The sequence below is a fragment of the Pontibacter sp. SGAir0037 genome (assembly GCF_005491705.1).
Classification (GTDB): Bacteria; Bacteroidota; Bacteroidia; order Cytophagales; family Hymenobacteraceae; genus Pontibacter.
In genome coordinates this window covers 1,652,298-1,667,415 of record NZ_CP028092.1, presented here as the reverse complement: position 1 = coordinate 1,667,415, position 15,118 = coordinate 1,652,298, and the positions used below count along the sequence as shown (strand labels likewise).

16 protein-coding genes are annotated in these 15,118 nt (G+C 46.3%); 4 read left to right on the top strand and 12 right to left on the bottom strand.

From position 1 onward, the window contains the following. Window positions 1-6 precede the first annotated feature (6 nt). The 4 genes from cas3 to C1N53_RS06885 form a co-directional block, all read right to left on the bottom strand. Window positions 7-2,226, bottom strand: coding sequence for a CRISPR-associated helicase Cas3' (gene cas3 / locus C1N53_RS06900; RefSeq protein WP_137758612.1), 2,220 nt, complete (start codon window positions 2,224-2,226; stop codon window positions 7-9). Between the two features lie 6 nt (window positions 2,227-2,232). Beyond that, window positions 2,233-2,823 carry a hypothetical protein gene (locus C1N53_RS06895; protein WP_137758611.1) on the bottom strand — a complete coding sequence of 197 codons (591 nt, stop codon included), beginning with the start codon at window positions 2,821-2,823 and terminating at the stop codon, window positions 2,233-2,235. A gap of 4 nt (window positions 2,824-2,827) precedes the next feature. Then, a complete protein-coding gene (locus C1N53_RS06890) occupies window positions 2,828-3,496 on the bottom strand; it encodes a CRISPR-associated endoribonuclease Cas6 (RefSeq protein WP_137758610.1) in 669 nt (222 codons plus the stop codon). 238 nt (window positions 3,497-3,734) lie between these two features. Next, the gene (locus tag C1N53_RS06885) at window positions 3,735-4,655 is read right to left on the bottom strand and encodes a YafY family protein (protein ID WP_137758609.1); all 921 of its coding nucleotides are present in this window, start codon (window positions 4,653-4,655) and stop codon (window positions 3,735-3,737) included. Window positions 4,656-4,858: 203 nt separating this feature from the next. Between C1N53_RS06885 and C1N53_RS06880 the strand changes: the two genes are divergently transcribed. Then, window positions 4,859-5,266: a helix-turn-helix transcriptional regulator gene (locus tag C1N53_RS06880; protein WP_137758608.1), complete on the top strand. Its 408-nt coding sequence runs from the start codon at window positions 4,859-4,861 to the stop codon at window positions 5,264-5,266. 166 nt (window positions 5,267-5,432) lie between these two features. On the opposite strand, the gene C1N53_RS06875 is transcribed toward C1N53_RS06880, so the two are convergent. The 5 genes from C1N53_RS06875 to C1N53_RS06855 all read right to left on the bottom strand — a co-directional run bounded on the left by C1N53_RS06875 (window position 5,433) and on the right by C1N53_RS06855 (window position 9,666). Next, window positions 5,433-5,672: a WYL domain-containing protein gene (locus C1N53_RS06875; RefSeq protein ID WP_137758607.1), complete on the bottom strand. Its 240-nt coding sequence runs from the start codon at window positions 5,670-5,672 to the stop codon at window positions 5,433-5,435. Beyond that, the gene (locus tag C1N53_RS06870) at window positions 5,644-6,294 is read right to left on the bottom strand and encodes a WYL domain-containing protein (protein WP_137758606.1); all 651 of its coding nucleotides are present in this window, start codon (window positions 6,292-6,294) and stop codon (window positions 5,644-5,646) included. The genes C1N53_RS06875 and C1N53_RS06870 overlap by 29 nt, the downstream gene beginning before the upstream one ends. 196 nt (window positions 6,295-6,490) lie before the next feature. After that, window positions 6,491-7,585, bottom strand: a complete 1,095-nt coding sequence (locus C1N53_RS06865; RefSeq protein WP_137758605.1) for a hypothetical protein — start codon at window positions 7,583-7,585, stop codon at window positions 6,491-6,493. Between the two features lie 13 nt (window positions 7,586-7,598). Further along, entirely contained in the window at window positions 7,599-8,927 is a 1,329-nt protein-coding gene (locus C1N53_RS06860; protein WP_137758604.1) for a YaiO family outer membrane beta-barrel protein, read from the bottom strand. A gap of 364 nt (window positions 8,928-9,291) precedes the next feature. Then, on the bottom strand, window positions 9,292-9,666 hold the full coding sequence (locus C1N53_RS06855) for a hypothetical protein (RefSeq protein ID WP_137758603.1): 375 nt from the start codon (window positions 9,664-9,666) through the stop codon (window positions 9,292-9,294). Window positions 9,667-10,120: 454 nt separating this feature from the next. Between C1N53_RS06855 and C1N53_RS06850 the strand changes: the two genes are divergently transcribed. Next, a complete protein-coding gene (locus C1N53_RS06850) occupies window positions 10,121-10,486 on the top strand; it encodes a hypothetical protein (protein ID WP_137758602.1) in 366 nt (121 codons plus the stop codon). Between the two features lie 12 nt (window positions 10,487-10,498). Here the strand turns inward: C1N53_RS06850 and C1N53_RS06845 are convergent, their stop codons facing one another. Beyond that, the gene (locus C1N53_RS06845) at window positions 10,499-10,828 is read right to left on the bottom strand and encodes a hypothetical protein (protein WP_137758601.1); all 330 of its coding nucleotides are present in this window, start codon (window positions 10,826-10,828) and stop codon (window positions 10,499-10,501) included. A gap of 80 nt (window positions 10,829-10,908) precedes the next feature. On the opposite strand from C1N53_RS06845, the gene C1N53_RS06840 reads away from it, so the two are divergent. Both C1N53_RS06840 and C1N53_RS06835 read left to right on the top strand, forming a co-directional pair. Next, entirely contained in the window at window positions 10,909-11,511 is a 603-nt protein-coding gene (locus C1N53_RS06840; protein WP_240773414.1) for a pseudouridine synthase, read from the top strand. A 120-nt stretch (window positions 11,512-11,631) separates the two neighbouring features. Continuing rightward, window positions 11,632-13,011, top strand: coding sequence for an alpha-L-fucosidase (locus C1N53_RS06835; RefSeq protein ID WP_137758600.1), 1,380 nt, complete (start codon window positions 11,632-11,634; stop codon window positions 13,009-13,011). A 62-nt stretch (window positions 13,012-13,073) separates the two neighbouring features. Here C1N53_RS06835 and C1N53_RS06830 read toward each other — a convergent pair whose 3' ends face one another. Then, the gene (locus tag C1N53_RS06830; protein ID WP_137758599.1) at window positions 13,074-14,522 is read right to left on the bottom strand and encodes an amidohydrolase family protein; all 1,449 of its coding nucleotides are present in this window, start codon (window positions 14,520-14,522) and stop codon (window positions 13,074-13,076) included. Window positions 14,523-14,542: 20 nt separating this feature from the next. Continuing rightward, window positions 14,543-15,034 carry a GAF domain-containing protein gene (locus C1N53_RS06825; RefSeq protein WP_137758598.1) on the bottom strand — a complete coding sequence of 164 codons (492 nt, stop codon included), beginning with the start codon at window positions 15,032-15,034 and terminating at the stop codon, window positions 14,543-14,545. Between the last annotated feature and the right edge of the window lie 84 nt (window positions 15,035-15,118).

Here is a 15,118-nt window from a genome sequence, read left to right as displayed (position 1 = left end):
ATTATCTTAAATAAATCTGTACTTATTTGTATAATGCTCCGGGTTTGCTAAATCCATCAGCAGCCCTTTCTCAATATTGTAAGCACTGTTAGGTACAATGAAAGGCCTGGTTCCTAAAGATGACTGATCCAAATGCTGGTGTGCCATTGAGTGGTAACGTACAGGAATTTCATACTTCATCCGATCTTCGTAATCAGCTCTTTCGTAAGCCTCCTGGTCTGCTTGAGTTATACAGGTTACGCTATCAATGTCAAGCTTTTCCAGCAGAACAGACTTAGCCTTGTGTTGCAGTTTATCAATTCGCCAGCGTCCTTTGCTGAAAATTGCCTCCTTCTCTACTGTAGTATCTTCGATTTCAGGAAATACAGCGTCTATTCTTGCCTGTAAACTCTTCTCATCCAGCACCTCCTGATCAGGGAGCGCAGCGTAGCTTCGCTGAAGGATTTCCAGTTCATATGGTTTAGCATCGTCATTAGATTGCGGGGGAGCCAAAACATATACAGGTTTATATTTGCCAATTGTGGTTTCAGTACGTTTCCTGTTGATTCGGCCAAAGCGTTGGATAAGTACATCAATTGGTGCACATTGCGTTATCATTAAATCAAAGCTGATATCCAGACTTACTTCAACTACTTGAGTAGCAACTACAATGCAAGCGCCTTCTGCTGTATTAAATTCTTGTATTGGGCTACCTTTCTCGTCTAATCTGTTGCCCGTGAGCATTTTTTCCAGTTGCTGCCTGTCTTTACGCTTAAAGCGGCTATGAATAAGCATTTTGGGTACCGATGAAAAATGCTCTTCCAAGTACTTAAACCACTCTTGAGCTGTTTTAACCTTATTAGCTACTAAAAGAACTTTCTTTCCTTTTTTTGTATCTGCCACGGCAGCTTTCAGAAGCTCATGGCAAGCTTCAAAATCATCACTTTTGAAAATTTTGTGGCGGTTGAATTTCTCTAATTCCTCATCTGCTAGACGTACCTGATATACATTACCTTCTCCTAATATCTCAAGAATCTGGTTATAGAGGCAGGAGGGCATTGTTGCTGTACCAATGTGCAGCCTGCAATTCAGGTTTTTAAGCATTTCAATAATTTTGAGCACAATGGCACGCGTCACTTGGGTATAGGTATGAATTTCATCCAGAATAACATCGCTGTCTCTTAAATCCATAATAACTGCCTCATATCCGTTGGTGCCGAACACAATGCCTGCCATCTGGTGCGGGGTAAGTACTTTAACGGAAGCGCCTATGTGTCCCTGAAGAATCTTTTCCTCAATCTTTCCTTTTTCAATATTTAAGCTGGAGGAAGAATGAAGCAGTCTAATATCTAAACCAGGATTATCAGCTCTTAGGTCGCTACAAAATCTTTGGTGCATGGCATTGATAGAAGCTTGAAACGGTAACGTATAGAAAACTCTACCAGAGCACCTTCTCATCAAGAAATCAGTTTTCCCGGCGCCGGTTGGCGCTGTAACTAATGTGTGTTTTTTTTCTGATAAAGCTGAGATGAGCGATAAGGGGTGTAATTTGCTCTCCCTGTTGTAATACCTTAAATTGGGTATCTTGAACATAGGAGCGAGTTGAGCCGAAGTCTTATGAATTAATGCAGACGCAAAGTGATCAGCACCCATCAATAAGCCTTTCCATTCAGAATAACCAGGCTCTGCTGTGTCACAATAGCTAACTGTTTTATAATAAGCTGATTCTGCTTCTTCTCTGGAGATAGATCGTGTCTCAATACCCAATAAAGATAAAAGTTCAAGAGCTTCTTTGTTCCAGTCCTCCCACTCATTAAGATGATTTTCTAAATTGATTCCCTCGTCAAACCGCTCATATTCCAGATCACATATACCCAGCAGCTTCACATCTTTTTTACTTGATTTATGATGGGCAACAATCATCTCTATGAGGGCAGCATGTTCATGTTCTGGGAATAAGGGTAAAAAAAACAGTGAGGCAATTTCATGTCTGAATGGTGGCTCATTACTATCATGTTTATATCCAGGCTTTAATTTCTTCTGAAAAGCTTTGCTGGCTTTGCCAATATCATGCAGTAAAGCGCCAGTCCGTGCCAACGCTATATCTAATCCTGCATGTACTGCTACTTTTTCTGCTACCATGGCCACATGTAGCAAGTGGTCATACAGCGTAGTATAATCAGGCTTGCCCTTTGCTTTAAGATGTGAAAGGTTTGAGGCAGTGATGGTATTTGAAATGGCTTCCATATTGTTTTAGGATAAGATTCTTACGGGATTACCATAGGTTTTTAATGAGCCATACATGGGTTCAGCATCACTCCAGCGGTTATGACCCACTAAGAAAGCATGCTCACTTTGCTCAAACATAAGTTCAAAGCCAGCATACTGCTCTTGGTTTGTATCAAATTCAAGTTCTGTTACAGTTACTATTTGCTCATCAGGTAAGAGTACATCTTCATTTCTACATAAGCAGATATGTTGTTGAGAGGCTATTTGAGCATCTTTCTCTGACGCAAAAGCTAAATACAAAACAGGATTCAGTAATATCCCCCGATATAATATAGAGCGTGGCCTTTCCATTTTCTTGCTGCTTTTATTCCAGCCTCTGGTTTGCGTCTGCTCCATTTGCATTGACATGCCAGCGTATCTGAGCCGATGCCTTTTGATTTTCTGTATACCCGAGGTGCCTAATAGTTGAGGGAAGAGCTTTTTCTCAATCCCCTCTGTAATAGAAGGCGTTAGAAATTGCTGACTATATGTTTCAATGTCTCTTACTGCGGTCCAAGGCTTAATAAAAGCAAAAGGCCCTGTAAATTTTACTAAGTAAAGTATAGTTTCACTCATATTGCTAAAGATTTAAAGCCCCAAAACCACTGCCTGTCAGCTCTCCGGCACCCACTAACCAGGCAAACTCCACTGCCTCCGGCGAACCCTCTACCACCACAGGGCAGATGCTGCCTTTGTGCCTGATGCCTTTTATTTCTACCAGCTTTTGCTGCGGTGTCAGGAAAGAGCGGTCGAAATAAACGGAAACGCCATCGGAAGAGAGGCCTGCTTTTTCAAGCTTGTGCCGTAATGTGGCAGTTAGCGCTATGTCGGCGGCAGGTGCATCATGCAAAAGGTATTCGCGGGTGCCATCAGGCCTAACCTGTCGCGCTACGATGGGCCCATCAGCCAGAAAACGATATTGTTCACCGAAAGCTGGAGCCGGAAGTTCCTGCACTTCATAAACCCGCATCCCATAGAAAAGCTCTGGACTGTTAATAATGCCCATTAACAGTTTACTGGTTGCCTCTTCATCATAAAAGGAAATCTGCCATGTGGCACCAGTGGGGAAGGAGAGGGCTACTTTTCTGGCCGTTCCACCCCTCAGCCACCCAAAGCTGTACAGGCTCAGTCCGTCGTGCAGATCATTCTCAGGCCCCAGCCAGCGGTGCAGCCGCTTGGTAAGCTCGTGCAGGTGGTTAAAGGGCACTGGCTGCGTATTGGGTGATAGTTTTAAGAGTATCTTTTTCATATGCTGCAATTATTGAGACAATAGTAAAGATGTACTGCGCCAAAACACGGCGCAGTAAGTAAAAAATTACCAAGAAGGTGCAATTGATAAGGTAAGCCTAAACGAAATTCAACTAATTTCTATACCAAGTAGGTGTTTGTTGTATTAAATGTAGTTAATTTTTCTTTAAACAAAATTAAACTATGGGAATATTTGAAATAATTTTAATTTTTTTTTTCTGCTGAAGCCTCGATCTAGTCTACTCTCTGTACTGACTTACCATTTGCTGCACCCGCTCTCTGATCCTCTCCCGCAGCTCCACCGGCTCCAGCACCTCCACGTGCTCACCGAAGCCAAGGATCGCTGCCTCTAATTCCTTACACACAATAATCCGTAAAGCGACCGTTATGCCTGTTTCATCTTCCGCTACCACAGTCTGGCTGTGGTGAATCGGAACAGTTCTGACATAAGGTGACATTATTTGATCCACTCGCAGCACTACATCTGCCACCTCATGGTCTGGGCCGATATAAACCCCCAGCGCATCCTGCTTCAGGACCAGGAACTCCGCCCTTCTGTCTTCCCGAACAGGCACAGCGGTTAACCGAGGCTCCTGGATACGCTCCAGGCCGAAAGTCTTGAAACGCTTTCCTACGGCGTCCCAGGCGGCCAGGTACCAGCGGTTGCGGTACTCCAGCAGCATAAGCGGGTCTAGCTGGTACGGTTTCGGTTTAGGTGAGTGAAAGGTCTGATAGCTGAATGAAACCTGCCGTTGCATGCGCAGCGCCTCCCATAGAACGGGTAAGTGTTGTAAACCCTGTTGGTTAGGGCTCTCTTCCAGCAGCAGGTATTTGCTGGTGCGCAGGGCATCAGAGGAATTGGTTAAAAAAGCCAGCCGCTCGCTACGCTCCAGCAACTGGAAAAACTGGCGAAAATTAGACAGGTCCTCATCCTCGGGTTGGTGCAGGTAATAGCCTCTCCGCCTGGAGCAGTATTCAACCCGGATGCCGTAAAAGTCCTCTATGTCTCGTTTATCACGGTCAAATGTTCTGGGTGAAAGTGAATCCAGTTCCTCATCCTGCAAACGTTCCAGTATTTTAGCTTTGCTAGGGTACAAAAAAGGGGGCTGCACCAAGCGTAATATGGTCAGGTGCCGACGTAAAATGGCAAGTTGGCTCATTAAAAAGATTGGTGGGTATAATTTGAAAGTTTTAATAAATATATGGATTAAAATATATTTTTATAAGGTGATTGCAAAATTTTATTGAATATATTCGATTAATACGAAGGGGAGGTACCTGGTAATTTTGATTTATTTCAGCTTTGCGCCATAAGCGCCATAAATGGATTTCTACTCCAACTAAAATTTAATATATTTACTGAATGGAAACGACATCAACACGACCTTCTGCTGTACATATGGGCAGGAAGATCAGCCGCATCCGGGAGCTGCGCGCCATGAAGCAGGAAACCCTAGCATACGAGCTGGGAGTGAGCCAGCAGACCGTTTCACGTATCGAGCAGAGTGAGCAGGTAGAGGAGGCGATTTTGCAGAAAGTGGCGAAGGTGTTGGGAGTATCGGCTGAAGCTATTAAGAACTACAGCGATGAAGCTGTTATCTATAATATTCAGAATAATTACGAAGGCTCACATGGTATCTATAACCAGTTAAATCCGATTGAAAAAATAATTTCGCTTTACGACGAAAAAATCGCCCTGATGGAACGGCTGCTGCAAAGCGAGCGGGAGAAGGTGGAGTTACTGAAGGGGCTCGGAAGGAAAGATAAATAACCTGGTATACCTTTGGGGTGCTAAGTGCAGTAGAGCCACCAGATAAGTTCTTAAGCTTATCAGGTGGCTCTACTGCTGAGTTATTTTTACTTGCAGCAGGGGTATTTTTCTTTTCCTGTTGGCGTAGGATGCAAAGTATGCTTGGCTTTCCTGTTCTTTTTACCCTTCAGGTCCAGAGTATCTGCTCCAGCACCTCCACATGCTCACCATAGCTCAGGACAGCCATCTCCAGCTCCGGATTAATAATAATGCGCAGGCAGATCGTCGTGCCGTTTGCATTCTCCTCCACAATGGTCTGGCTGGCGTGTAGGGGCACGGTTTTGATATAAGGAGTCATGTGGGTATCTACTCTTAGCAGCACCTCTGCCACCTTATGGTCAGGGCCTATATAAAACTCCCAGCGCATCCTGCTTCAGCGCCAGAAACTCGGCTCTTCTGTCTGTCTGCACCGGCACCTGTGTTAGCTGGGGTTCCTGCATCCTCTCCATAAAACGTTGTTCTTCCGCATCCCAGGCGGCCAGGTACCAGCGGTTGCGATACTCCAGCAGCATAAGCGGGTCCAGCTGGTAGGGTTTTGGTTCAGGAGCGTGAAAAGTCTGGTACTTAAACTGGAGTTGCAGCTGCATTCTTAGCGCTTTCCAAATAACAGGTAAATGCTGAAGTCCCAGTTGGGACTGGTTTTCTTTCAGCAGCAGGTATTTGCTGGTCCGTAACGCATCAGACGAATTGGTGAGGAAAGCCAGGCGCTCGCACCGCTCCAGCAACTGGAAAAACTGCCTGAAATTAGAAAGGTCTTCGTCTTCAGGCTGGTACAGGTAATAGCCTCTGTATTTACGGGAAGGTTTTATCCGAATGCCATAGAAGCTTTCTATTTCCCGTTTATCCCGATCAAATGTTCTGGCGGAAACCGATTCTAAATCTTCCTGGCGCAAACGCTCTAATATTTTAGCTTTGCTGGGGTATAGGAATGGTGGCTGCACCAGACGTAATATGGTCAGGTGCCGACGGAGAATATCAAGTTGGCTCATAAAGAATTAATATCTGTATTATATAATTAAATATAAGTATATATTAATTTAATGAGTATTAAAAGTTGTAATTATATTTAGAATTTATATAGCTTGAAGTAAAATTGTTTAAGAAGATTTTGCGGTATCATACTTCTGGCACCAGCTCAAATGTAAAACCATGTAAAAAGTGTTTAGTTGGAGATATTGCTCTTTACTACTTCACCTCTTCCCGTAGTACAGCTTCAAATTTCTGGGAGAGTTCGTAATTGGTGGAGAAATGGTGTATTACCACTGGCTTGGGTAAGGTAAGAATTTCACGGGCTACGGCACGCATTTCAGCCTGGGAAGATTGTTCGTTAAGGGGCAGGTTGTAGTAGGGCAGGTTATATTGAGTCGCTACAGCAGCCTCTTTTTCGATATGCGGTTTGTCATCGGCAACGCTTGGGTCCAGCAAAGATACAATGCTGCCTGCCTCGCCGGCCACCAGGTAGCCGAAATATTCATCATCAGTAGGAAGCGGGATCAGGTAGATAGCTGGTGTTATCTGTATAATAGGTCCTCTTTCAAAGGCTGCGATGTCCTGTAAGGTGCGGGCACTTCCTTCCAGTTCGTTTTGCAGCGGCTGATTACTGGCAAGCAGGATTTTCTTTACCATGTTCACCCGGTCTTTTCCGAGGTAACAATGAATGTAATACTTACCTTTCGGATGAAGGGCAAGGGCTTTCAACTTTTGGATGGAGGCGGAGTTATCACCAATCCAGGGAAGCATGGGTGCTTCAATCAGTTCTATGCCAACTTCTTCGGCCGCTTCTCTTTCCTGTTCCAATAATATGGGTTCGAAGGGCACTACCAGCGGGTGCAGCAATGTGATTACACCTGTGTAACCTTCAGCTTTAAGTTGCTCCAGTTTTTCTTCTTCCGGGTAGGCACCTATGGCAAAACCGGGTGCCACCTGGTCTGTGCCGGCCGATCTGGATTGTATGTTCTCCGGGTTTAGGAACAGGTAAAGCGCATAGCCTGCCAAAGCAACGGGGGCAAGAACAGCTGCATAGCGCAAGGGAGAGTGGCTTCTGGAAAAAAGGGAAACCAGGTAAAAGGAGATCGCAAAGGTAGTAATCACCAACAGGATTATACAGGTGCCGACTGCCGCAGTTTCTGTCAGGCTGCTGTATTCGTTTTCACGAATAAACGTTAAAATAGCCCGAAGCGGCACCAGCAACAGGTAAGCACCGGCTGCAAAACCAGTGCAAAGCCACGTAAACAGGAACAGGGGCCAGTTTAGCGAACGCAATGGGAATATGTTGCTCATATAATCATTAATGCTAAAACCTCCGCTGATATCCTATGGCCAGGTAAACCTGGTTGCCATTGGTTTCGGGCAGGAACTCCACGTTTTCGTAACGGCCACTGAGCGTCACTACATTCAGCCTATGTATGGTAAAATGATAGGCGGCTCCAACCCGGAATGTCTGCAAATTATAAACCGTATTTAACTGAACTGCCTGGCTTCTGTCGTCGGGCGTTATGCCTTGGCCGATGGAAAAGGAGAGGAAGTCATCAGCCCCCTTCAGGTAGTAGCGTGTAGTAAAAGCGTATGAATGAGATAGCTGATTCTGCCTGGGCGTTAAGTAGGTGCGGGCATTAAACCAGAACTTGTGGTAGTATTTACCCACCGATGCGGTATAGGTCCAGGTATCGTTTTCGAAGTGAAGATAGCGGAAGCCGGCCTCTGCTTCGAAGGCCCTGGGCAGGTTGGCAAAAAGCGAAAAACCTGCTCTCACCTTCGGGAATACCGGGTAATCTGGTGAGTAGCCCAGGTTAGCATAGGTATAAAAAGTTTGGGAGATGCGGGGGTAAGCTTCGGCCTCTACCTGAACACCGCTTTGTGCATAGCGGTTGGCATAATTTAACCTGCCTGCGACAGAGCCTGCACGGGTCTGCCTGGTATAATCGATGCTGATCATGTGCCAGTCGTTGGCAAACTGCCTGTCGAAATAAGTATAGTCGTAAGAAAGGCCTATCCTGCTTTTGGAGCTATAGTCCCGGAGCTGTTCTGCCAGCGAGCGCAGCTGGTTGTTGGAAGGATCAATGGCCAGTAAGCTGTCTGTTAGCACATAGGCTTCCTGAAAACGCGTAAGAGCAGCCAGGGCTTTGATTTTACGCTGCATCAACGGCCTGGAAGCCGGGTGGTACTGCAGCCCCTGTTCGCTGTAGGAGAGGGAGGCTGTAAAGTTTTCCTGGTAATACGAAATATCCGCGATAGCTACAGCGGCATCCTCGTAATCGGGTTTGCTGGCCATTGCCTGCTGCAGCACCTGAAGCGATGCCTCAGGCTGGCCGTTCCAGTAATACACTCTGCCTAAAAACACTTGTATGTCGGCATTATCCGGGTTCTGCTCCAGGGCTTCGAGGCAAAGCCGAATGGCAGCATCGTAATTTTTTTGATTGAAAGCTAAATCACGCGCCTGCTCAAACTTCTCTTCCGGGGTAGTTGTCTGTCCGTAGGTGCTGGTGGCAGAGAAGATACAAAAGCAAAGAACAAAGAGAACTTGTTTAGCCTTTCTGAAAAGAAGCAGTTTCCCTGCCTGCGTGCTATGGCTATTGCTAAAGTATTGGCGTCTAAAATCTAAACCTGCGCTGGTCTTCGTCATAGGTGCGTTATAGTCGTTGGGTACAGATCCGGCTTATAAAGCTTTACCCGGATAAGCTGCTACTGTTATAAATTAGCTTAAGTTTTGCCTGCGGCCACTACTTTACATCAGGTTTCCGGCAGCAAGCCGGCAGATAAACCCGGTTAAAATAGTTTTATATTTATACTTTTTCACCACCAGCTAAAACCTGGCTGTTAAAAGAAATTGTATTTAAAATATTATTAAGCTATTAGGCTGAAAATTAACGTGTAAATGTAGTTAATTATCGATGATTAACCTAAATATTAAAGTTTATCAAAATATGATTATTTGATCCTGCCGGTATGGCAGTACAGGGCTTCCGAAACGAGGTTGTCGTTGCCTGCTATGCTACACTTTCAGACGGGTCAGGAATAAAATTAACCTGTGTGTCGTGCTCAAATTTTATATAGGATCGTACCCAGGGCGCATCTCCGAGCATGCGCCATTTATGGCCTTTCCCTGTAGTGTCTGTGGCGATTAAAATTTCTCCCGCCTGCAGTATAAAAGTGTCGCCCAGGCTGGTGGTAAATTCCAAGGTTCCTGCCAGCGTTATGACAAACTGTGTGGTGGGTGCCGTATGCCAGTCGTACTCAGAGTTAGGAGGTGTCTGCTTAAAATGAATGGAGGTAGTGAGGGTGCTGATATCTTCTGCTACATAACCTGCAGCCACATAGGAATGGCCGTCGTTTCCGGTATAAAGTTTATAAGCCTTTATCATAAATTGTCTGTTCTTTCGGTTTGGCATGCAGGACCTATGCAAAGGCCTGCTTGCTGTACAACATTTAAAACTATTCTGCTTGTACCCCGAAAGGTAGCTTTTTTGTTTCAAATGCTGCTGCTCAGCTATTAAACTGTTTTACCTGCCGCAGGGCAATTGCAGGGGTGCCCTTTCCTTCACTTAGGTTTTATAGCTGCGGAAGCATCATGTGGTTCAGGTACATTTCTGACAGTTAAGTAATTACAACAGCTAACAACAGGTGTTTACTCCGTATTTATGCCCAATTATAAAATTAAACCACGACTTTCATACTTGTGCGGCACTTAATGAGTTAAAATTATGTATGTTGAAATATAAAGAATAAATTAAACTTTTAAATTATACATAGCAGAAGACCTATTTAAGGATATACTCCTGCTTTCATGCTGCGCTTTTATAAAATACAATATCGAATATGAAAACTGTTGACTTGAGGAGTGGTTATGTTATTACCGGATTTGCTGATTTTGAAGCCGCTTTTGCAGCTTCGGAAGATCTTTGCAGTAAAGGTTATAAGGTGATTTATTTGAATGAAGCAAGCCATGTACTTGAACATGAGGTAATCTCTTATGTAAGGGAAATCAACAGGGCAGATGAAGTGACCTACCAGAACTACCATGCTGCCTCTCACGAGAATGCTTTTACAACAGCTTTAGACAGTTTTAAATCGGCTTTGGAGGTGCTTCAGAACCAAAGCGGACACCAGATACGTTTTATCGTAATTTTTTCTGCTGCAAAAACAAAATCATTTAAGGTACGCGAAAAACTAATTACACTGTAAGGGCAGCAGGCGCTACCTGCTGCTGACCCTGGCAAAGCCTTTCGTATAGTCTCTTTTGCCGGTTAGTTCATCCACCTCGTACCAGATGTCCAGCACATAAGCTGGTGTCAGGTAGGTAGTGGCGAATTCTTCTCTGCCGTTAATGGTTTTATAGTCGGTTACCATTTCGTAGCCTTCTTCCTTTGCTTTATAGTACGCCTCATCGTCGTCGTAAACATCGAGGTAGCTGTTGTATACCTGGTGGTATCTGTCGGTAACGGTTTCGTATAAACGTTGCAGGACCGACGATTCAAAATCCATGTAATTGTCTTCTGTTTTTGTCCAGCTTCCTTGCTGCTCCATAGGGTTGTTTGTATTAGGCGTGCGCAATGTGCATTAGCTGTTTTGCCTGCATGTAAGATAAACCGGAAAGTTGGCTACCTTTGCGGCGAAACAGAGCAATTAAAATTACGATTATTTTCCTGATGGTGCATAGGCATTTTCTCCTGCATAAACCCTATGGGTATATCAGCCAGTTTGTTTGCGATAATAAAAAGAAAAAACTTTTAGGAGAGCTGTATGACTTCCCGGAAGGCACCATGGCTATTGGCCGCCTCGACGAAGACAGCGAGGGCCTGTTGCTGCTGACCACTGACGGGAAAATGAGCGAGCACGTCCGCAGCAAAAAAATTGAAAAAGAGTATTATGCCCAGGTGGATGGCCAGATACACGATGAAGCGATTGCCCGGTTGCAGCAGGGTGTGGAAATAGGCGTCGGCAGTAAGCGCTATACTACTGTTCCATGCAAGGCCGCCAGGCTGTTAACAGACCCCGGTTTCGCCGAACGAAGCCGCAAAATCCGGGATGATCGCCACGGCCCCACCAGCTGGATCTCCTTAACGGTAACGGAAGGTAAATTCCGGCAGGTACGGAAAATGACAGCTGCCGTGGGTTTCCCGACCTTACGCCTGGTGCGTGTAAGGGTGGGGGAGTATACTTTAAACAACCTGCCTGCCGGGGCAGTGGTGGAGGTGAACGGGTTTTGATGACCTGCGGCGGCCATTTAATCAGCTATATCAGTTCTCTTTTATTTGACTCGCAAATACTTCTTTTTAACTTAAGGTAATATTCCGGTGGCCCCGTTTCCGGCTCAAACTTACCTGCTCATGAAAAGAAAACTATGTATGGCTATGTTTTTAGTGCTAGCTGCTTTAAAAGCTGCATCTCAGCAGTATGCCCCTGAATGGGAGTCGCTGGATCAACGGGAAACTCCTGCTTGGTGGAAGGACGCTAAATTCGGCATTTTTATTCATTGGGGACCTTATGCGGTGCCGGCTTATGCTCCTGTTGATGAGGTGGAAGGGGTGTACGAAAAATATGCGGAACATTACGAAAACAGGTTACTGCAAAAAAACGAGCTGTTCCTGAAGCACCATACCAGGCATTTTGGCGAAAACTTTACGTACCAGGATTTCGCTCCGATGTTCAAGGCCGAACATTTCAACCCGGATAAATGGGCAGAACTCTTTCGAAAGTCAGGGGCGAAGTATGTAGTCCTGACTTCCAAACACCACGACGGCTTTTGCCTTTGGCCAAGTGCGCAAAGCCCTCGCTGGAATAGCGTAGCCATAGGCCCGCACCGCGACCTGGCGGGAGAGTTAACAGAAGCAGTAAGAAAGCAGGGACTGCGCATGGGCTTTTATTATTCTCTGCTGGAGTGGAGCCACCCGCTGTATACGGAGGCTACTTTAGACCAGTGGGTCGATCAGCACATGCTCCCCCAGATGAAAGACCTGGTAACACGTTACAGGCCAGAGGTAATTTTCTCAGATGGAGAATGGGACTATACCAGCGACAAACTGAAGAGCGAAGCTTTTCTGGCCTGGCTCTACAACGAATCTCCTGTTAAAGAAACAGTGGTGGCAAACGACAGGTGGGGAAGTGAGACCCGCAGCAAGCATGGCGATTACTATACCACCGAGTATAACCTGGTGCACAACCAGGAAGGAATAGGGGCAGCAGCAGCGCATCCCTGGGAAGAGAGCAGGGGCATTGGCACCTCCTATGGCTATAACCGTTTCGAAACTACCGACCACTATTATACTTCCAAGCAGCTGGTTGATCTGCTGATTGAAAAAGTAAGCAACGGAGGCAATCTGCTGCTGAACATCGGTCCTAAAGCCGACGGACTGATACCTGTTATTATGCAGGAGCGGCTGCTGGATATCGGGGAGTGGCTACAGGTAAACGGAGAAGCTATATACGGCACGTCTGCCTGGGAAAAGAGACCGCACGAAAGCAATGGGCAAACAATTTTTTATACCCTTAAAGGAGACGATGTATATGTTATCTGTACAAAATGGCCGGAAAAACCATTCACCATTAAAGGTATTGGCAAAGGAGGTCGTGTTCGTATGTTAGGCACTGAAGTAAAGGTGAAAGCTGCCTATAGAAACAACACGCTTACAATTACGCCACCGGCAATACATCCCGGCAACATGCCCTGCAACTATGCCTGGGTATTCAAGGTCGAGCATGGCAGGTAAAAATAAACCTTCATTTCACCTGCTCCGCTACCTGTATGGCAGTGGAGCAGGTGAAATGTAAGTTACTTCCTCAGCATTCTCCCGGCACGGCTCTCGCGTATCTGTTCGTTCTCTTTTACCAGCTCGCCATTCAGAAGCACATACCGGAAGCCGGTAGCCAGCTGGTTTGTCTGAATATAGGTGGTGTTCTCTTTTACTTCCTCCGGGTTAAAGAGGAGCAGGTCGGCCTTGTAGCCTTCCCGCACGAAGCCTCTGTCTGCTAGACCAATGGTTTCGGCGGTAAAGCCTGTCATTTTACGCACGGCCTCTTCCAGTGGGAAATGCTGCTTTCTGGTAACGTATGTCTCCAGCATTTTTGCAAAGGCACCGAAACTTCTGGGGTGGTTCATGCCGGGGCTGCCATCGGTGCAAAGCATAATGTATGGGTCCTGGATCAGGGTTTCCTGCAGCACCTCGTCCATGATAAAATAAGCACCGAAAGCTCCGTAGGGCCCGATGTCGTGCATCAGTACTTCTTCAAAAGGCTTGTTACGTTCTTCGGCAATCTGAGCCAGGTTCTTTCCCTTAAACGGACCAGAGCCAATGAGTGTGGCTTCCGGCCCGTTTCGCTGGATGATCTTGTTACGCAGAAAATCCAGTAGTTCTGCACCACGCTGCTGCTTTACTGCCTCGTAATCGAAGGGCTTCTTGGCCCATTCCGGGAAAAGAATCTCGATGCTGGTATAGCTGGCGTAATAGGGGTAAAAGTCTGCGGTTACCTGTATGCCACGTGCCCTTGCCTCGCTTAGCTGTGCCAGAATTTCCTCTGCTCTTTTCCGGCCTTTGCCATATACTACTTTAATATGAGATACCTGCACAGGGCAATATTGCCCCTGCGAAAGCAGTTCCTCGATAGCCGGGGCGATATGGTCGTTGTGTTCGCTGCGCATGTGGCTCATAATAAGTCCGCCTTTCCGGCCAACCGTTTGTGCCAGCCTGTCCAGTTCTGCCTGCGCTGCATAATAACCCGGGTTATACTCCAGGCCGGTGGTTAAGCCAAAGCAGCCGGCATCCAGCGCATCTTCGAGTAGCCGCTCCATCGCTTGAAAGTTTTCTTCCGAAGGCACAGGCGCATACTGTGTACCTGAAAGCATGCGAATGGTATTATGGCCGGCGAACATCGCTATGTTCACGCCTGGTTTTACAGCATCCACCTGCTCCATCCAGCCCCGCACATCTTCGTGTTCGGGGCTAAAGCCGTCCTGGCCGAGGCAAATGGTTGTAATGCCCATGGCCAGAAAATTATGGAAAGCCGGTTCTTCCAGGGGTTCACCGTGGGCATGGGCATCTATAAAACCGGGGGTCAGCACCAGCCCGCTGGCGTCAATGGTTCTTTCTGCCTGGTGTTCAGTAGAAAGGCTTTTATCAATTAGCGCAATGGTGTCGCCTTGCAGCAGCACATGGGCTGTATAAGGTGTTGCCCCGCTTCCGTCAATAACAGAGGCATTGGCAATCAGGAGGGAGTAGCGCATGTAGGCGTAAAGGTTTAAGTTCAGGAATTAAGGTGCTTGGGTGCATTTGATTTTAAAATTCGGCTGATTTCGGCACCGATCTGAAGCAGGTTATCCGATTCTTCTTCTGTGAAATCATAGGGAACAGGTTTGGCGACTCCAAGTGTGCCATACAATTCGCCTTCTAAAAGCATCGGAACGGCAATAGAGCCTTCCACTTTCGTTTCTCTGGCTGCCGGACGTGCCACTCCGGATTCATCTGTCTGCAGGTTACACATTTCGACAGGCTGCTTCCGTTCTGCCGCTATTCCTGCCATGCCTTTCCCAATCGGGATCTGTTCCATTTTAGGGAGCAGGAAGGCTGGTATACCTTGCTGTGCCTGCAACAGGAGCAGGTTGGAGTTTTTATCCAGGGTATGGATGGTGCCGGTGGAGCAGTCGAAGGCGGCAATAATTTCGAGCAGCAGTTCCTGCCAGTTAGGCTCTGCCAGCCTTTGTTGCAGGTCTTCCAGAATAGAGGTTACTGAGGGCATAAAGCTTTATTTATTTTCTGTGAACAAATCCTTTTTAGTAGCATAAAACGGCATACCGCCCAAAAAGTAATAAAATAAGCGCAG